The organism is Paraburkholderia kirstenboschensis (assembly GCF_032806925.1).
Lineage (GTDB): Bacteria > Pseudomonadota > Gammaproteobacteria > Burkholderiales > Burkholderiaceae > Paraburkholderia > Paraburkholderia kirstenboschensis.
The window spans coordinates 2,374,243-2,392,511 of record NZ_CP136513.1 but is presented as its reverse complement, the minus strand read 5'-3'; the positions used below and the strand labels follow the sequence as shown (position 1 = coordinate 2,392,511).

Genomic DNA, 18,269 nt, shown 5'->3' with positions numbered 1-18,269 from the left:
AGGAGAACACGAAGATGAAGAAACTGCTTTCGACGTGCGCGCTGATCGGCGCGACACTGCTCGCGGTGCTGAGCGGCCCGGCCTATGCGGACGAGAATGTACATCTCGACCGCGCGCCGGATAACGCGGACAATTTCGCTTCTTTGCAGCACGGCGCGCAATTGTTTGTAAACTACTGCCTGAATTGCCACAGCGCGAATCTGGTGCGCTACAACCGGCTGACCGATCTCGGCATCGCGCCGACCGAAATTCAGTCGAACCTGCTGTTCACCACCGACAAGGTCGGCAACACGATGACCGTGGCAATGCGCCCGGACGACGCGAAGGCGTGGTTCGGCGCAAGTCCGCCGGACTTGTCGGTGGAAGCTCGGGCGCGCGGCAAGGACTGGCTTTACACGTATCTGCGCAGCTTTTATCGCGACAATACGCGGCCGACCGGCTGGAATAATCTGGTGTATGAAAACGTGAGCATGCCTCACGTGTTGTGGCAGCTTCAGGGGCAACGTACGGCGAAGTTCGGTGACGAAGTCGACGAAAAAACGGGCGAAACGGTGCACAAATTTGTGGGTTTCCAGCAGGTCACTCCGGGGACGATGTCGCCGGTAGATTATGATTCTGCTGTGGCCGACCTTGTGTCGTATCTGTCCTGGATGTCCGAGCCGACTCAGAAAACCCGCAAACAGCTTGGCGTGTGGGTGCTGATGTTCCTCGGTATTCTGAGCTTTTTCGCCTGGCGACTGAACGCCGCGTACTGGAAACATATCAAATAATCACGCCGCTACACGGCGTGGGGCCGGCGCCAGGAAAAACCTGTTGAACGGTTTTTCCGCGCGCTGGCCCTTCAGCTTTTTGAGGAAACGTAAATCATGATGGTTCTGTATTCCGGCACAACTTGCCCGTTCTCCCAGCGTTGCCGGCTGGTGTTGTTCGAAAAGGGCATGGACTTCGAGATCCGCGACGTCGACCTGTTTAACAAGCCGGAAGACATCGCCGTGATGAATCCGTATGGTCAGGTGCCGATTCTCGTCGAACGGGACCTGATTCTGTACGAATCGAACATCATCAACGAGTACATCGACGAGCGCTTTCCGCATCCGCAACTGATGCCGGCCGATCCGGTTCAGCGCGCGCGCGCGCGTCTGTTCCTGCTGAACTTCGAGAAGGAACTGTTCGTCCACGTCGGCACGCTCGAGAACGAAAAGGGCAAGGCCGCGGAGAAGAACCACGAGAAAGCTCGCCTCGCGATCCGCGACCGCCTGACGCAACTCGCGCCGATCTTCCTGAAGAACAAGTACATGCTCGGCGAAGAGTTCTCGATGCTCGACGTCGCGATCGCGCCGCTCCTGTGGCGCTTGGATCACTACGGCATCGAACTGTCGAAGAACGCGGCACCGCTGATGAAGTACGCCGAGCGCATTTTCAGCCGTCCGGCTTATATCGAGGCGCTGACGCCTTCGGAAAAGGTGATGCGTCGTTGAGTTTGGCTGTGGGTTGCGGGCTCCGCGCGGCTCGACGCGCGCGGCTCCGCGCCCGGTAAGAGGACTGCTGATGCAAGAGATTTCCACCAAGCCGTATCTGCTGCGGGCGCTGTACGAATGGTGCACGGATAACGGCTATACGCCGCACATCGCAGTGCGCGTCGACAATCAGACGCGCGTGCCGCGGCAATTCGTGCGCGACAACGAGATTGTGTTGAACATCAGCTTCGAGGCCACGAGCCAGTTGCAGATGGGCAACGAGTGGGTCGAATTCAGCGCGCGTTTCTCCGGAAAGTCGCACAAGATCGAGGTGCCGGTCGCCAACATCCTAGCGATCTATGCGCGCGAAAACGGGCAGGGCATGGCATTTCCGGTTGAGTCGACGGGCGGTGAAGCGCAGGATTCGGGCGCCGACGCCGAAACAGTCGAGCCGGCCGCCACGCCGGTTGCGCCCAGCGCGCCGCGCGCGGTCGAAAATCCGTCCGCAGCCGATAGCGCCGCCAAAGCGGACCACGCGCCGGAGGGCGACCAGCCCGACGACGACGGTTCAAAAGGTGGCGGTAGGGCTCGCCTCAAGATCGTAAAATGAAGTAGAATCACGGCCTCATGCCGGCTTAGCTCATCAGGTAGAGCGCTTGACTTGTAATCATGAGGTGGCGGGTTCGAGTCCTGCAGCCGGCACCAGTAGTACGAAGCGGGGTTTCTGTTCAGTCAGGAACCCCGTTTTTTATTGGGCGGATATTTGGGCGGATATTGCGAGGGTGTCGGCCGCACTAGCCGTCCCACACCGCTTCGCGCCGTTCGGTGAGCGCCTTCGAGGCTCAAATTCACCTTATCTCTTTCACCTTGTCCCTCGTGGACTAAAATGTCTACTTCTCATTGTGAACGGCGCGGCGAATACGATGGCGCGCGGCAAGGCGGCAGAAGGTACTATTCGGGCGTCGGCCGGCACTGCTGTCCGCTCATGCACGCCGCCGCGCGCACACCGGCGCATAGCGCCGCCACACCAAGCCACGTCTTACCGCGTCGCTCCCGCAATACGACCCACCTCATCATGACCAGCCCTGCAAGCATCACCTGGCCCGAAGCCGACGGCCCCCGCACCGCGCGTTGGCGCTCCGAAGCGGCGGTGCCGCCGCCCAAACGCGTGATCGTCGCGGATGACCGGACGACCGCCGACTCCGCCTACCGGCTTGCGTGCGAAGGCACCGCGCTTCTGTGGAACGGCGACTTCCAGAACGCCCGGCAACTGTTGCAGGCGGTGACGCGACGTCTGGAACGCAAGCCGCGCAAGCAGGGCGCAACGCCGCTCGAGGCGTTCAACCTGCACCGGCAGACGCAGTCACAACGTGCGCGCACGCTCGGCATGATCCTGATTCCGCTCGACGCCGCGTACGTGATTCCGCTGCGCCGCGCGCCCGATGTGCAACAGGCGTGCATCGAAACCTATGGACCGCCGACCAATGAGGCGTCGGTCGTGTCGCTGCGCGAACTGCTCGGACTGATCGGCGCGCATGAGTGGCGCAAAAAGGGCGTCGAGATTCCCGCGCTCGGCGATCGCATTCATCCCTATTACGGCGTGTTTTCGCCGGTGCGCGGTGAATACGTCGATCTCGTCGCGCGCACCGCGCTGCCTTCGTTGAATAAGGCGTTCGATATCGGCACCGGTACGGGCGTGCTGTCGGCGTTGCTGGCAAAGCGCGGTGTGAAGAAGATTGTCGCCACGGATCAGGACCCGCGAGCGCTTGCTTGCGCGCGGGAGAACATTGCGCGTCTCGGGTACGAACAACAGGTCGAGGTCGTGCAAGCGGACCTGTTCCCTGAAGGACGCGCGCCGCTGGTGGTTTGCAATCCGCCGTGGTTGCCGGCGCGGCCCGCATCGCCGATCGAATATGCGGTCTACGATCCGGAAAGCCGAATGCTGCTCGGCTTTCTCAACGGACTGACGGCGCATTTGTCGCCGGGCGGCGAAGGCTGGCTCATTCTGTCGGACTTCGCGGAGCATCTGGGTTTGCGCTCGCGCGACTGGCTGCTTGCAGCGATCGACGAGGCCGGGTTGACTGTGATCGGGCGCGAGGATATTCGTCCGAGGCATCCCAAATCCACCGACGAGACGGATCCGTTGCACGCAGCGCGAGTGGCGGAAGCTACGTCGCTCTGGCGGCTGAAGGCGCGCGCTTGAAGCCGGTGTGAACCTTGGCGCGGGGCCCGCTTTACGCGAACGCGCCGCGCGGCCCCACAAACGCTGCGGCGCCGCGCCCGGCGACAAGACCGCTCGCAAAGCACGCAGTCAGCAGATAACCGCCTGTCGGCGCTTCCCAATCGAGCATTTCGCCCGCGCAAAAAACACCGGGCAAGTGCTCGATCATCAAATGCTCGTCCAGCGCCTCGAACGGAATGCCGCCCGCGCTGCTGATCGCTTCTGCAATCGGCCGGGCGCGCAAGAGTTTCACCGGGAGCGCCTTCATGGCGTGCGCGAGACGCGTGGCATCGGCGAAAACGTCCTTCGGCAGCATCTCGTGCAGTAACGCCAGTTTTACACCGGTAATCCCAACTCTTCCCTGCAGATGGCTCGATATCGATCGCGAGCCGCGCGGCCTCGTGACTTCCGGTATCACTCGCTCCAAAGGCAAGCCGGGCGCCAGATCCAGCGTGATCGTGAGTTCGCCGTCAGCCAGGATTCGCTCGCGAATCGCGGCCGAAAGTGCATAGATCAGACTCCCTTCGAGGCCCGTTTCCGTCAAAAGTATTTCACCTTGTCGATTGTGGACTTTTTGGTCTACATCGGTGAGTGCAATGGCGATGGACTTCACCGGCTGACCGGCGAAACGCTCGCGCAGGTAAGGACTCCAGTCCACGTCGAAGCCGCAGTTCGCGGGTCGCAGTGGGCGGACGGGCACGTCGCGGGCCGTGATCAACGGCACCCAGGCCGCGTCCGATCCAAGGCGAGGCCAACTTGCGCCACCGAGTGCCAACACGACGGCGTCGTAGGTTACGGCCTGCTCGCCGTCCGGCGTGGCGAACAAAAGGGTATGCGGCTGGCGGGCCGGCGCGGGCGCGTCAGCGGCGGTCGCCTCTCCAATCTGCCAGCCCATCCATTTGTGCCGCATGTGGAAGCGCACACCCGTTTCCCTCAGTCGATGCAGCCAGGCCCGGAGCATCGGCGCTGCTTTCATGTCGGTGGGAAAAACGCGTCCCGAGCTGCCGACGAACGTCTCGACCCCAAGCTCTCGCAACCAGGCGCGCAACGCGTCCGGTCCGAACGTCTCCAGCAGCGGTGCAATCCATTCGCGGCGCGCGCCGTAGCGATCGAGAAACGGCTCGAGCGACTCCGAATGCGTGATGTTCATGCCGCCTTTGCCGGCCATCAGGAATTTGCGGCCAACCGAAGGCATCGCGTCGTGGACGTCGACCTGTACGCCTTGCAGGGAAAGCACCTCGGCGGCCATCAGGCCAGCGGGTCCGCCGCCGATGACGGCGACGCGGGCGGAATCGAACGAAGATGACATGCGGGCCTGCAGATGAGCTAAAGAGGCGGCGCGCCGCCAGCACTGATGCGTGGACGGCGCGAAGGGTGTGAAAAACGGCTACAGCGGCGCTGTGAGGACGCTGGAACGCGGAGGTGCAACAGAGCGCCGAACACGCTGAAGGCGCAGGAGCGCGCAGGAAGGTGCCCGGTGCGACAGAACGCGGCGGATGCACCCAAACGCCCAAGTGCCCAAGTGCCCAAGTGCCCAAGTGCCCAAGTGCCCAAGTGCCCAAGTGCCCAAGTGCCCAAACGCCCAAACGCCCAAACGCCCAAACGCCCAACACGAAAAGAGCGCCCAACATGAAAAACTGCCCAAGCCCTCACACCCCACGAAGCCCGCTATTCTCACACCGCATCCAGCACGGAGCAAACGCGCCCGCCGCTAACCGGGCGTCAGAACGCTACATTCAGGCGCGCTAGCTGCCAAGCTTGTCCGCTCCATCGCTTCGTTAGTCAGCATCGCCAACTATAATTTTTGAACACCTTCCATTGGGCGCATTCGCGTCATTCCCGCGTCAATACGAGCGACCGCGCTGTCCAGACGCCGCATGCCGTGGCATCGGGATCGGTGCGCTTCGGTGTGCGCCTTGTGCCAGCGTGGATGTTCACACATATCGATCAAGGAGATTGCCATGACCCGCAAATACATCGACTGCCGCGAGTTCCCGAGCGAAACGAATTGCACGGTTGCGATCTCGGCCGATAACGAAGACGAGCTGCTCAACGCAGCCGTGCAACATGCCGTCAGCGTGCACAAACACGACGATTCGCCTGAACTGCGCCAGCAATTGAGGACGCTCTTTCATGAAGGCACGCCGCCGGTGGAAGCGCCGCGCGCCTGATTCGAGCGTTTTGGAAAAGGAGCCGCCGCGGTGACTCGCGGAGGAAGCGAGCGGCGGGTGGCCGCTCGCGCGAGTCGCGGCGTGGTTCGATATGTGCGCGATTCCTCGCCGCACCTCAGCTCGGATAAGCCTCGTCCACCTTGAGACCCGCAAGCTTGAAGATGACCCGCAGCGTTTGCGGTTTGATATCGCGTCGTGAAGCCAGCGTGGTCATCACGAAGTCGAGCACTTTCGCGTACTTGAGCAGCGTCAAACACGTTTCCATGTCGACACTCCCGTCCCGCATCACTTCCGCGAGGCGAAGCATTTCGGTGGAGATGTCGCGGGCCATCTCCAGTTCGAGTTGCTGCTTTTCGGACCAGGCGGGCATGGCGGTGAGCTTCGCCATCATCTCCTGGAACTTCTGTTCGACATTTCCGTTGGGTACCGTATCCATTGCTGCCTCTTCTATTATCCGGGCGCACGTTCAATTGAAATCGCGGCGCGCTGCCGGTGACGTAACGTTCGGCTCGTATCACTGAGCCGCCTTCCCCACTTGCATCCGGGTCGTGTGTCCGTTACCACGACCGACAGCTTATTGTTATAGGTACCACGGCTTCCGCTTTTGGGACTCGTTCGACGCTAAACGGTTCTGCGCCGCACGAGAAAACGTCCCGCGTCGTGCCTTAGCGAGCAGGAATTGTTCCAGGATTGCGGCACTTCCTGCAATTTTTCGCGGCTCTTCGGTGAGCGGGCCGCGGTTTGGGTAAACTGGCAGCAACTTCTTCCTTTTTCCGTCACCTGACGCACGTTCGCGTTGCAATCGACGACGGTCCCCCACGATGTCCAGCAAAACCCACGAAATTCGCCCGAACCAGTCCATCGAATTGCTCAAGGAGCTTCACATCCTGACGCGCGACGGCAAGATGAACCAGGACAGCCGCCGCAAGCTCAAGCAGGTCTACCATCTGTTCCAGTTCATCGAGCCGCTCCTCAAGGACCTGAAGGACCAGCAGGGGGCGGTCACCCTCGTCGATCACGGCGCGGGCAAGTCATATCTAGGTTTTATCCTGTATGACCTGTTCTTCAAGGAGTTTCAGGATGCCGCAGGTGGGGCGTCGCACATTTACGGCATCGAAACGCGCGAGGAGCTCGTCACGAGGTCGGAGGAACTGGCGGCACGCCTCGGCTTCAAGGGCATGTCGTTCGTGAATTTGTCGGTAGCGGAATCTATTACGTCCGAGCGCTTGCCGGCCCGGATCGATATCGTTACCGCGCTGCACGCCTGCAATACGGCAACGGACGACGCGATTCGCTTCGCTCTCGAAAAGAGCGCAAAGTACATCGTGGTCGTGCCGTGCTGTCAGGCGGAGGTGGCGGGCGTTTTACGTCAAAACAAAAGCAAATCGCTCGCCAGTGCGTTGACGGAAATCTGGCGGCATCCATTGCATACCCGGGAATTCGGCAGCCAGATTACCAATGTGCTGCGCTGCCTCCAGTTGGAGGCGCACGGTTATCAGGTCAGCGTAACCGAACTCGTGGGCTGGGAACATTCGATGAAAAACGAGCTGATCATCGCGCAATTCAAGGACTTGCCGCGGCGGCGCCCGGCCGAGCGGCTCAACGAGGTCATGCAAACGCTCGGTATCGAGGAACTGAAGGAGAGATTTTTCGTTTCCGCGTGAATCAGGTTTTCATTAATTGATTCCAGCCGACGAGTCCTATCCGCCGAAGCGTTTCCTGATTTCGTTCGTAAATTGCTTCGGCATCGGGAAATGCCTGAACCGCGCGTTCAATACTGTCTTCTCTGAGTAAATGAAAAATCGGATAAGGCGCGCGATTGGTGTAATTCTCGATATCGTCCGGATCAGTGCCTTCAAACTGATAAAAAGGATGGAAGCTGGCAATCTGGATCATGCCCGTCAGGCGAAGCTGCTTGAGCATTCTTTCTGCGAAGAACAGTGCGTCGTTATACTGCAGAAAATCTTCTAGCGCCTGAGGCAGGATTAATAGCGTGGTGTCCACGGCGGCGGGATCTGCGGTGGCGAGGTGGTTGAGCTCGGTTTCAAGATCGGCTAGTACGCCTTCCAGATCCGTCGCATTGCTGACCGTGTAGCGGATTTGTCCCTTTACATGGACGGCCTTGGCGAAGGGACACAGATTGAGCCCGATCACGGCTTCCGTCAGCCAGTGACGGGTGTCGGCAACGACAGCGTCGTGCGATTCGGAGGGCAACGGCATGGCAGGCTGCGAAATGGGCAAAGAGCCATTTTAACGGCGCGTGCGGCAGACAGTGCGCAAGTGCCTCAAGCAAAGCCGCAAAAAGAAACGGCAGAACGAAACGGCAGAACGAAGCCGCAAAAGAAGCCAAAACCCAAGCCAAACCCAACCCGCTATCGGCTAACGCCCCCGTTTCCCCCACACGCCGCGGCGATCAGCTGCGCGGCGGCTTTCGGCGCGGCGAGCACGGGGCTCGATCCCGCGCGATAGGTCTGGCTGGCCGCATACACGCCCTCGATCAGCAAAGCCAGCGCGCCGGCGAGCATCTCGGGATCGTCGGCGCCCGCGGCGCTCGCCAACTCCGTCAGGCGCGCCAGCAACCGCTCCTTGTTTCGGAACACGAATAGCCGAGCAGGATGCGCAGTATCGGGGAACTCCACCGCGACGTTCACAAACGGACAGCCGCGATAGCCTTCCAACGACGCCCGCGCGGCGAGATCGTCGAAATATTGCTGAAGCTGCTTTGCCGGCTCTCCGGAGTGTCTCGCGAAGCTCTTCTCGACGTAGCCGAAGAACTGAGCATCTTTGCGCTCCAGATAAGCCATGACCAGATCGTCTTTCGACGAGAACTGGCGGTACAGGCTCATCTTGTTGACGCCGGCGCGCTCGACGACCGCATCCACGCCGACCGCCCGCACGCCCTCACGGTAGAACAGTTCATCCGCCGCGCGCAGCAGATGCTGCTGTGCCTCCGGCCCGCTTGTGTGGCCACCGCGCGCCCGCCGCGAGGGGGACGAAGCAGGGGAATTAGCCGACGTCGAACTCCCCGCCGCAGAGCCTCGCTTGGAGGTTTCGCTTTCAGACATGGTGCCCCCGAATTCAATTGACGCCTTGACATGTTACCGACCGGTAACTAATATCGCAACACCAATTGTGACTGATCTGTCACAAATCCTTTACTGAAACCGTAATAATGCGAACGGCGCGGCGAGTTGAACCACGCCGATAGGAGAGCCGATGAACTGGGCAGCGAGACTGATAGGCAGGCGTTTCCACTACGGCTGGTTGACCGTGGCCGTGGTGTTTCTGGTGCTTTTGGCGGCGGCGGGCACGCGCGCTACGCCGAGCGTGATGATGGTGCCGCTCGAGCATCAATTCGGCTGGAGCCGCGGCACCATTTCGCTGGCAATCTCCGTAAACATCGCCCTATACGGACTGATGGGGCCGTTTGCGGCGGCGGCGATGCAGCGTTTCGGCGTGCGCCCCACGCTGCTCATCGCGCTCGGCACCATGGCGGCGGGCGTCGCCTTGTCGTCGCTGATGACGCACCCTTGGCAGATGATCCTGATCTGGGGCGTGATGGTTGGCGGTTCGACGGGCGTGGCGGCGCTGTCGCTGTCGGCGACCGTCGTGACGCGCTGGTTCACCACGCATCGCGGGCTCGTCATGGGGATTCTGACCGCAAGTTCCGCGACTGGCCAACTCGTGTTCCTGCCGATGCTTGCGGCCATCGTCGAGCACTACGGCTGGCGCCAGGTGGTCTGGGTCGTCGCAGCGGCTGCGGGGATCGTGCTGCCGCTGGTTGCGTTCCTGCTGCCCGAGCGGCCGTCGGATGTAGCGTTGCGCCCTTACGGCGAACCGCACGACGCGCCGGTGACCGCGACGGCGACAAAACAGAATCCGCTGGCGATCGCCTTCGGCACGCTAGCCATGGCGAGCAAAACACGCGATTTCTGGCTGCTCTTCTTCAGCTTTTTCATTTGCGGGGCGAGCACGAACGGCTATGTCGGCACCCACCTGATCGCGATGTGCGGCGATTACGGCATGTCGGAAGTGCAGGGCGCGTCGCTGCTCGCCGCGATGGGTATCTTCGATCTGTTCGGCACGACGCTCTCCGGCTGGCTGTCCGACCGCTTCAACAGCCGCGTGCTGCTGTTCTGGTACTACGGGCTGCGCGGCTTGTCGCTGATGTATCTGCCGCATGCCTTCGGCATCGACTTTTTCGGTTTGCCGCTCTTTGCCGTGTTCTACGGACTCGACTGGATTGCGACCGTCCCGCCGACCGTGCGTCTCGCGACGGACGTCTACGGCAAGGAGGCGGCTCCCGTGGTGTTTGGCTGGGTGGTCGCCGGGCATCAACTCGGCGCTGCGTTCGCGGCACTCGGCGCGGGCATGCTGCGCGCGAGCCTCGGCACCTACACCGTGGCGTCGATGATTTCCGGCGGTCTGTGCCTCGTGGCCGCCTTCATCGTGTTGCGGATCAATCGGCCCGCCAGGGCGCCGCAGCCGCAGGCGGTCTAGAGCGCCACACGGAACGACGCTGGGCCGCGCGGCGGCGCGCCCGCGTCTTTCCACGCTACGGAAAATCTATCCGCTCGCTTCATGCAGCGCGCGCGCCGAACCCCGGTTATGCTATGTGACCCTCGGGCAGCCGCCCGCGATCATGAATTTCTACCGAGAGAAGCGCATGACCCACAAACCCGCCCCTTCCGCAGTTGCCATTCACGAGCTGATTGCCGGCCGCTGGAGCCCGCGCGCCTATTCGAGCGAGCCGGTGAGCCGCGAGAACCTGCACGCTGTGCTGGAAGCGGCACGCTGGGCGCCTTCGTCGTATAACGCTCAACCGTGGCGCTTTCTTGTGTTCGACCGCAGCGTCGATGAAGTCGCGTTCAAGCAGGCGTTCGCCACCCTCGTGCCGTTCAACCAGGCGTGGAACGCGCCCGCACCCGTGTTGATCGCCGTTACTACGCTTACACGCACCAGCAAGGGCGAGGTGAACCGCTGTGCTCAATACGACGCAGGCGCGGCCGCCATGGCGCTCGTATTGCAGGCGCACGCGCTCGGCCTTGCCGCGCATCAGATGAGCGGCTTCGACCCGAACGCGTTCCGCAAGGCTTTGGACCTGCCGAACGACGTCGAACCGATCGCCTTCATTTCGCTGGGCCATTTCGGCGATGTCGAGAAGCTCGATCCGGTTTTGCGCGAACGCGAAAAGTCGGTGCGGCAGCGTCTGCCGATTGCGGAAATCGCCTACGGCGGCGGCTGGAAGAAGGCGTTCTGAGCGGGGCTCCGAGCTTCAATTGTTTTACAGGAACGCGCGGCGCAGACCGCGCGTTTTGTCGTGAGCGTGTCTACGGCGCGTCGTCGGTTACGCTCGAAAGCGGCGCCGCCACGTGTTCGAGAGATTTGCGCTCCGCGTCCACGCCCCACACCGCCGCGATTACGGCCGCCGCGAGCATCAGCGCCGACCCGACCAGGTAGCCCGAGAACACTTCGCTGCGTTGATGCGTGTCGATCAGCCGTCCGAAGAACGCCGGCCCGGCAATGCCGCCGAGCGCCGTGCCGAACGCATAGAACACGGCGATTGCGAGCGCGCGGATTTCCAGCGGAAACGATTCGCTGACCGTCAGATAGGCCGAACTTGCCGCGGCGGACGCGAAAAAGAAAATCACCATCCACGCGATCGTCTGCGTGACGACCGTTAGCATGTGCTGCTCGAACAGGTAGCCGCTGACTGTCAGCAGAATCGCCGAGATAGCGTAGGTCGACGCGATCATCTTGCGCCGGCCGATTACGTCGAACAGCCGGCCAAGAAGCAACGGTCCGAGAAAATTGCCGAGCGCGAACGGCAGCAAGTACCAGCCTATGTGGTCGCCCGGCACGCCGTAAAAGTCCGTCAGCACCAGCGCATAGGTGAAAAAGATTGCATTGTAGAAGAACGCCTGCGCGGTCATCAGCGACAGGCCGACCAGCGCTCGCCGCCGGTGCACATTGAACAACGTGTGAAACACCTCGCGCAGCGGCGTGTGTCCGCGCGCGCGCAGACGCAGACGCGCGAGGCCATGCGTGGAGAGCGTGTGGCCCTCGCTGCGAAAGCGCGTTTCGATTCCGTCGACGATCGCGTGCGCGTCCCGCACGTTGCCGTGTGTGAGCAGCCAGCGTGGGCTTTCGGGGACCCATATACGCATTGGCAGCACGATCAGCGCGAGCGCCGCGCCGATGAAAAAGCACGCACGCCAGCCCCAGTCGCCCGGCACTACATGAGGATCGAGCAGAATAAGCGAGCCCGCCGCGCCGAGCCCCGCGCCGATCCAGAAGGTGCCGTTGATCGCCAGATCGACCCAGCCGCGCACGCGAGGCGGCGTGAATTCCTGAATCGTCGAATTGATCGCGGTGTATTCGCCGCCAATGCCCGCGCCCGTCAAAAAACGGAACAGCAGGAAGCTGGCGAGATTCCACGAAACCGCAGTCGCGGCGGTCGCGGCAAGATACAACGCGAGCGTGATGAAAAACAGCTTGCGACGGCCCAGCCGGTCCGTGAGCCAGCCGAACCCGAGCGCACCGAGTACGGCGCCGGCGATGTAAGCGCTGCCGGCGAGACCCACGTCCGCGTTGGTGAAACGCAGCGCCGGGCTCGCCTTGAGCGCGCTCGCGACCGCCCCGGCAAGCGTCACTTCGAGTCCGTCGAGCAGCCATGTCACGCCTAGCGCGAGGACGATCAGCGTATGAAAGCGCCCCCAAGGCAGCCGGTCGAGCCGCGACGGCAGATCCGTTTCGATGGTCCCTGCAGATTTGCGCTCGACATCAGCGAGAGGCGGCGCGCTCATTGCTTAGGGTCTCCATAGTGGCGATATTTAGTGGCTACACTTGCCGGTAAGTTGAGGGGTGAGCTAGCAGCTTAGTGTGGCATCCGAGTTTGGCATCTGAGTTCGGCGCCTGACTTCGACACCTGAGTTCGGCACCCAGACAGCAGGAGTCAGCAATTCGTATTCCGCCAACTGGGGCTTGCGGTTCTATTGGCAAGTTGATGCTGATCCGGCTTTCGTGATACAAAGCCGCTCCCCCTTCCTGTCCGCGCCAGCCGTTAGCGGCGATTCCTGCCATGAACTATTGCGCGATTGACTTCGGTACTTCCAACTCGGCCGTAGCCGTTCCCGACGGCACGGCGCTCAGGCTCGCGCCGGTCGAAGGCGCCTATACGACGCTGCCCACGTCGGTTTTCTTCAATACCGACGAAGACACCCGCGAATTCGGGCGTGCGGCGCTTGCGGCGTACATCGACGGTTTCGACGGCCGGCTGATGCGCTCCATGAAAAGCATCCTGGGCTCGCCGCTTGCCGACAACTCGACGGATCTCGGCGACGGCTCCGCCATCAAGTACACAGATGTGATCGCGATTTTCCTCGACCATCTGAAGCGCTCTGCGGAAAAAAGCGCCGGGGCGCCGATTGACCGCGCGGTGCTGGGCCGCCCGGTTTTCTTCGTCGACGACGATCCGCGCGCGGATCAGATGGCGCAGAAGCAGCTAGAAACGGCGGCGCGCGCGGTCGGTTTGCGGGACATTCACTTCCAGTTTGAGCCGATCGCCGCCGCATTCGACTACGAATCGCGTCTCACGCGAGAAGGGCTGGTGCTGGTGGCCGACATCGGCGGCGGTACATCGGACTTTTCGCTTGTGCGCGTCGGCCCCGACCGAATGAAGCGTGTGGAGCGCAAGGACGATGTGCTCGCTCACCACGGCGTGCACGTCGCGGGCACGGACTTCGACCGCCGCGTCGAATTGACGACGATTCTGCGCGAACTCGGCTACCAGACGCTCGATCCGGAAGGCCGCGAGATTCCGAACCGCGTCTATTTCGATCTCGCGACCTGGCATCTGATCAACACCGTTTATGCGCCGAAGCGCGTCAGCGAACTGGGGCTCATGCGGCACCTGTTCACCGAGGTCAAGCACCATGACCGTCTGATGCGCGTGGTGGAGCGGCGCCTTGGGCACGCGCTCGCGGCCCATGCGGAAGAAGCGAAGATCGGCGTCGCGGCGGGCGGCGAAACCGTGATCGACCTGGACGAAGTGGAAGACGATCTGCGTCTCGCATTCGACGAGGCGCAGCTTATCGAAGCGGGTCAGGACGAAACGCGCCGCATCGTAGCGGCCGCGCGCGATACGGTGCAGGCCGCCGGTGTTTCCATTCGCGACGTGAGCGCGATTTACTTCACGGGCGGCTCGACCGGGCTCGCGTTTCTATCCGGCGCATTGGCGCAGGCATTTCCGGATGCAGAAGCAGTATTCGGCGATCGTCTTGCGAGTGTCGCAACTGGACTTGGTATTCACGCGCAACGCGTGTTCGCATAACCGCGAATCACTGCTCGCATACTGCGAAGATAATCACCGTTTGCAAAGCCGACCGATATAAAAAAACCCCGCCAAGGCGGGGTTTTTCGCGTCCAGAAGGAAGCAGCGTAGCGCTTACACCGGCTTGATGTTAGCAGCTTGCTTGCCCTTCGGGCCCGTCTTCACTTCAAACGTAACCTTTTGGTTCTCTTGCAGCGTCTTGAAGCCTTCCGTGCGGATTTCCGAGAAATGCGCGAACAGATCTTCGCCGCCGCCGTCAGGCGTGATAAAGCCGAAGCCCTTTGCGTCATTGAACCACTTGACGGTACCGGTTTCCATATTACTTGTTCCTAAAGATGGTAAATAAGGCCGAAGCCCAATGGGTGCATGAAAATCAAGGAAGGGGGTAATGGGACCAACCGGAGTACCGTTGATGGGCGAACTACGAAAGACCAATTCACTCGCCGCTTGAAATCCTGCCCGAACGTTATACGGCGATTTCGAGAGAAGGTCAACACTCCGCCGACAACTTTACAAAAATTCGGGATAGCGCGATGAAAAGTTGCTTACAAAGCTTGCTGGACGGGTGTCTTTTTTGCTAGGGAGAACCCTTAGATTCACTGCAGGCGCCGGGTGCAACCGTTAAACTACGCGCCCGCGCCGGTTGCACCCGTTGGACAACCGTCGCGCATACATGCGTGTCACCCGTTTTCAGCGCCACGAGCGCCGGTCATGGGGTGCCGACATGGTTCTGAAACAGGAGAAGACGTGAAAAGTTCTATACAACGGAACATCGGGCCGTTCGCACTCATGCTGACCGGCCTGGGTTCGATCATCGGCTCCGGCTGGCTGTTCGGCGCCTGGAAGGCCGCGAAAATCGCGGGCCCGGCGTCGATCTGCGCATGGATTATCGGCGCTGTCGTGATTCTCGCTATCGCACTGACCTACGCCGAACTCGGCGCCATGTTCCCGGAGTCCGGCGGCATGGTGCGTTACGCGCGGTATTCGCACGGCGCGCTGGTCGGTTTCATTAGCGCGTGGGCCAACTGGATCGCGATCGTTTCGGTGATTCCGATTGAAGCCGAGGCATCCATTCAATACATGAGCACGTGGCCGTACGACTGGGCGCACGCGCTATTCGTCGACGGCTCATTAACTACGAACGGGCTGCTGCTCTCGGCGGCCCTCGTGATCATCTACTTCCTGCTGAACTACTGGGGCGTGAAACTCTTCGCGCGTGCCAACTCGGCGATCACGATCTTCAAGTTCCTGATTCCCGGCGCGACGATTCTCGGCCTGATGCTGACCGGCTTTCATAAGGAAAACTTTGGTGAAGCAAGCACGTTCGCGCCGTACGGCTGGTCGTCTGTGCTGACCGCGGTCGCAACGAGCGGCATCGTGTTCGCGTTCAACGGTTTCCAGAGCCCGATCAACCTCGCCGGTGAAGCGCGCAATCCGGCGAAGAGCGTGCCGTTCGCGGTGATCGGCTCGATTCTGCTCGCGCTGGTGATCTATGTGCTGCTGCAGATCGCGTATATCGGCGCGGTGAGCCCTGGCGACGTAATGAAGGGCTGGAGCCATTTCGACTTCGCTTCGCCGTTCGCGGAACTGGCGATCGCGCTGAATCTGAACTGGCTGGCCATTCTGCTGTACGTCGACGCGTTCGTCAGCCCGAGCGGCACCGGCACGACCTACATGGCGACCACCACGCGCATGATCTACGCGATGGAGCGCAACAACACCATGCCGAAGATTTTCGGCAACGTGCATCCGTTCTACGGCGTGCCGCGGCCGGCTATGTGGTTCAACCTGCTGGTCTCGTTCATCTTCCTGTTTTTCTTCCGCGGCTGGAGTTCGCTCGCGGCGGTGATTTCCGTTGCGACCGTGATTTCGTACCTGACCGGCCCGATCAGCCTGATGGCGCTGCGCCGCGCGGCGACCGACCTCGAGCGCCCGTTGCATATTCCGGGCATGCAGGTGATCGCACCGTTCGCGTTCGTGTGCGCGTCGCTGATTCTGTACTGGGCCAAATGGCCGCTGACCGGCGAGATCATCCTGTTGATGGTCGTCGCGCTGCCCGTGTACTTCTACTTCCAGGCAAAGTCTGGCTTCGCCGGCTGGGGCCGCGATCTGAAGGCGGCATGGTGGCTGGTCGCGTATCTGCCGGTGATGGCGATTCTGTCGCTGATCGGCAGCAAGGAGTTCGGCGGCCACGGCATCCTGCCGTACGGCTGGGATATGCTGGTCGTGATTGCGTTCTCGCTCGTGTTCTATTACTGGGGCGTGAACAGCGGCTACCGCTCGGAGTACCTGGAAGAGCGTCAGACGCACGACGAAGTTCTCGAGGGAATAGGCGCGCATTAAGACGCTGCCCGGACCGTGCAAGGTCCGGCGTGACAAAAAAACCCGCCCGAGTTCTGCTCAGGCGGGTTTTTCGTTTTGCAGCGGTCTTGTCTTGCGACGCGGGCGACCGTGTCGCCGCTCAGGCCGTCCCAAACACGTAATTCGTCATCGCAAGCGAACGCTGGTACGTGCCGAGCGATTGAACCGTCAGCGAATAATCGTCGTCGGCCGCACCGAGCGCGGCGAATACCGGCAGGAGGTGCTCGTCGGTCGGATGCATCAGCACGGCGTGCGGCGCCTGACGGCGGTAGTCGAGCAACGCGTCGATGTCATGCGCAGCGAGCTTCGCTTCAAACCAGTCGGTGAACTCGGCGACGCGCGGGTCGGCATCTTCGGGGCGCGCGGAGAAATCAGCGGCGCGCAGATTGTGCGTGATCTGCCCGGAGCCGATCACCATCACGCCTTGGTCCCTCAGCGATCGCAACGCGCGGCCGACGCGAAAATGATGTTCGGCGTCGAGTTGCGGCTGGATTGACAGCTGTGCGACGGGCACATCGGCGTCGGGGAACATCAGCAGCATCGGCACCCATGCGCCGTGGTCGAGCCCGTGTGGCTGCGCGTCGGCGTGAATGCCGTTATCGCCGAGCAAAACGGCCGCACGTCGCGCCAGATCGGGCGCGCCCGGCGCCGGGTACTGAATTTCGTACAGCTGGCGCGGAAACCCGTAAAAGTCGTGGATGGTTTCCGGTTCTGTCGATGTGCTCGCAACCGGCTGCGTCGTGCCCCAGTGGGCTGACAACATCAACACGGCCTCAGGACGCGCCAATTGCGAGCTCAGCACGCCAAATTCAGCGGACGGCAGCGAGGGGTCGATCCGCAACGTCGGCGCGCCGTGGGAAAGGAAAAGCGACGGTAAGCGGTTCATGGCAGCGGCGCGCCGCGAGGCGCGCCCGGAAGTTCGGTTACTGTCAATATAGAGCCGCACCGCGGTTTGATAAACGGCTCAAACGGGATTTGATTGTCTTCCAGCCATTGGCAATCATCGACAGCGAGCGCTGCGGGCTGTCATTCCGGCAAGCGCGTCTTGAGAACCGTGAAAACCTGCCTGCCGCCTGTCCGTACGCGAAGCTCGCCGGGGATTTACTCGTCAGCGCCGCGCAGTCCCGCCCACGCAGGCGACAAGGCGGGCCCGAGCGCGAACAGATCGAGCACGCGGGCGATCGTGTGATCGACCATCTCGTCGATGGTGACGGGCTGGTTGTAAAAAGCAGGCAAGGGCGGAAAAATCACGCCGCCCATTTCGGTGACCGCCGTCATATTGCGCAAATGCGCGAGATTGAACGGCGTTTCGCGCACGAGCAGCACGAGCCGGCGGCGCTCCTTGAGGGTGACGTCGGCGGCACGGGTGATCAGATCGTCGGAGAGGCCGTGCGCGACGCTCGCGAGCGTTTTCATCGAGCACGGCGCGACGACCATGCCGTCCGTCGCGAAAGAGCCGGACGCGATGCTCGCGCCGACGTCGCGCACCGAGTGGACTACATCGGCGAGCGGATGGACGTCTTGCTTGCCCAGCTTGAGTTCGTGCTGAATGTTGAGCCACCCGGCGCTGGAAATCAGCAGATGGCTTTCAACACCGCCCAGCTTGCGAAGCGTCTGCAGCAGGCGGACGCCGTAAATCGCGCCCGTCGCGCCGGTGATCGCGACAATCAGCCGGCGGGGCGCCGCAGCGCGTGTTTCCATGGCTCGCGGCGCCTTCTCAGAGCAGC

Annotated in this window: 18 protein-coding genes and 1 tRNA gene; 11 read left to right on the top strand and 8 right to left on the bottom strand. The window is 61.8% G+C overall.

The window, feature by feature from the left end:
* Positions 1-14 precede the first annotated feature (14 nt).
* The 5 genes from RW095_RS33350 (at position 15) to RW095_RS33330 (ending at position 3,660) form a co-directional block, all read left to right on the top strand.
* Entirely contained in the window at positions 15-770 is a 756-nt protein-coding gene (locus RW095_RS33350; protein WP_317020150.1) for a cytochrome c1, read from the top strand.
* A 96-nt stretch (positions 771-866) separates the two neighbouring features.
* A complete protein-coding gene (locus RW095_RS33345; protein WP_006052302.1) occupies positions 867-1,478 on the top strand; it encodes a glutathione S-transferase N-terminal domain-containing protein in 612 nt (203 codons plus the stop codon).
* Between the two features lie 70 nt (positions 1,479-1,548).
* Complete coding sequence (locus RW095_RS33340) at positions 1,549-2,067, top strand: ClpXP protease specificity-enhancing factor (protein ID WP_317020149.1); 519 nt, start codon at positions 1,549-1,551, stop codon at positions 2,065-2,067.
* Between the two features lie 19 nt (positions 2,068-2,086).
* Positions 2,087-2,162 (top strand) — tRNA-Thr (locus RW095_RS33335).
* Between the two features lie 370 nt (positions 2,163-2,532).
* A complete protein-coding gene (locus tag RW095_RS33330) occupies positions 2,533-3,660 on the top strand; it encodes a class I SAM-dependent methyltransferase (RefSeq protein ID WP_317020148.1) in 1,128 nt (375 codons plus the stop codon).
* Positions 3,661-3,691: 31 nt separating this feature from the next.
* Here the strand turns inward: RW095_RS33330 and RW095_RS33325 are convergent, their stop codons facing one another.
* Positions 3,692-4,987: a TIGR03862 family flavoprotein gene (locus tag RW095_RS33325; RefSeq protein WP_317020147.1), complete on the bottom strand. Its 1,296-nt coding sequence runs from the start codon at positions 4,985-4,987 to the stop codon at positions 3,692-3,694.
* Positions 4,988-5,639: 652 nt separating this feature from the next.
* Between RW095_RS33325 and RW095_RS33320 the strand changes: the two genes are divergently transcribed.
* The gene (locus tag RW095_RS33320) at positions 5,640-5,849 is read left to right on the top strand and encodes a DUF1059 domain-containing protein (protein WP_128591236.1); all 210 of its coding nucleotides are present in this window, start codon (positions 5,640-5,642) and stop codon (positions 5,847-5,849) included.
* A gap of 115 nt (positions 5,850-5,964) precedes the next feature.
* On the opposite strand, the gene RW095_RS33315 is transcribed toward RW095_RS33320, so the two are convergent.
* Positions 5,965-6,285, bottom strand: a complete 321-nt coding sequence (locus RW095_RS33315; protein WP_013589753.1) for a type II toxin-antitoxin system HicA family toxin — start codon at positions 6,283-6,285, stop codon at positions 5,965-5,967.
* 385 nt (positions 6,286-6,670) lie between these two features.
* On the opposite strand from RW095_RS33315, the gene RW095_RS33310 reads away from it, so the two are divergent.
* Entirely contained in the window at positions 6,671-7,513 is an 843-nt protein-coding gene (locus tag RW095_RS33310; protein WP_317020146.1) for a class I SAM-dependent methyltransferase, read from the top strand.
* Between the two features lies 1 nt (position 7,514).
* On the opposite strand, the gene RW095_RS33305 is transcribed toward RW095_RS33310, so the two are convergent.
* Both RW095_RS33305 and RW095_RS33300 read right to left on the bottom strand, forming a co-directional pair.
* Positions 7,515-8,069, bottom strand: coding sequence for a DUF1415 domain-containing protein (locus RW095_RS33305; protein ID WP_317020145.1), 555 nt, complete (start codon positions 8,067-8,069; stop codon positions 7,515-7,517).
* A 152-nt stretch (positions 8,070-8,221) separates the two neighbouring features.
* Positions 8,222-8,914 carry a TetR/AcrR family transcriptional regulator gene (locus RW095_RS33300; RefSeq protein ID WP_317020144.1) on the bottom strand — a complete coding sequence of 231 codons (693 nt, stop codon included), beginning with the start codon at positions 8,912-8,914 and terminating at the stop codon, positions 8,222-8,224.
* Positions 8,915-9,065: 151 nt separating this feature from the next.
* Between RW095_RS33300 and RW095_RS33295 the strand changes: the two genes are divergently transcribed.
* Both RW095_RS33295 and RW095_RS33290 read left to right on the top strand, forming a co-directional pair.
* A complete protein-coding gene (locus RW095_RS33295) occupies positions 9,066-10,349 on the top strand; it encodes an MFS transporter (protein ID WP_317020143.1) in 1,284 nt (427 codons plus the stop codon).
* 166 nt (positions 10,350-10,515) lie between these two features.
* A complete protein-coding gene (locus RW095_RS33290) occupies positions 10,516-11,109 on the top strand; it encodes a nitroreductase family protein (protein ID WP_317020142.1) in 594 nt (197 codons plus the stop codon).
* A 70-nt stretch (positions 11,110-11,179) separates the two neighbouring features.
* On the opposite strand, the gene RW095_RS33285 is transcribed toward RW095_RS33290, so the two are convergent.
* Entirely contained in the window at positions 11,180-12,655 is a 1,476-nt protein-coding gene (locus RW095_RS33285) for an MFS transporter (RefSeq protein ID WP_317020141.1), read from the bottom strand.
* 275 nt (positions 12,656-12,930) lie between these two features.
* Between RW095_RS33285 and RW095_RS33280 the strand changes: the two genes are divergently transcribed.
* Entirely contained in the window at positions 12,931-14,181 is a 1,251-nt protein-coding gene (locus RW095_RS33280; RefSeq protein ID WP_317020140.1) for an Hsp70 family protein, read from the top strand.
* 114 nt (positions 14,182-14,295) lie between these two features.
* On the opposite strand, the gene RW095_RS33275 is transcribed toward RW095_RS33280, so the two are convergent.
* On the bottom strand, positions 14,296-14,499 hold the full coding sequence (locus tag RW095_RS33275) for a cold-shock protein (protein WP_007180251.1): 204 nt from the start codon (positions 14,497-14,499) through the stop codon (positions 14,296-14,298).
* Between the two features lie 429 nt (positions 14,500-14,928).
* Here RW095_RS33275 and RW095_RS33270 point away from each other — a divergent pair, with 429 nt between their 5' ends.
* Entirely contained in the window at positions 14,929-16,524 is a 1,596-nt protein-coding gene (locus tag RW095_RS33270) for an APC family permease (RefSeq protein WP_317020139.1), read from the top strand.
* A 118-nt stretch (positions 16,525-16,642) separates the two neighbouring features.
* Here RW095_RS33270 and RW095_RS33265 read toward each other — a convergent pair whose 3' ends face one another.
* Positions 16,643-17,428 carry a DODA-type extradiol aromatic ring-opening family dioxygenase gene (locus tag RW095_RS33265; RefSeq protein ID WP_317020138.1) on the bottom strand — a complete coding sequence of 262 codons (786 nt, stop codon included), beginning with the start codon at positions 17,426-17,428 and terminating at the stop codon, positions 16,643-16,645.
* Positions 17,429-17,643: 215 nt separating this feature from the next.
* Complete coding sequence (locus RW095_RS33260; RefSeq protein ID WP_317020137.1) at positions 17,644-18,243, bottom strand: UbiX family flavin prenyltransferase; 600 nt, start codon at positions 18,241-18,243, stop codon at positions 17,644-17,646.
* Between the last annotated feature and the right edge of the window lie 26 nt (positions 18,244-18,269).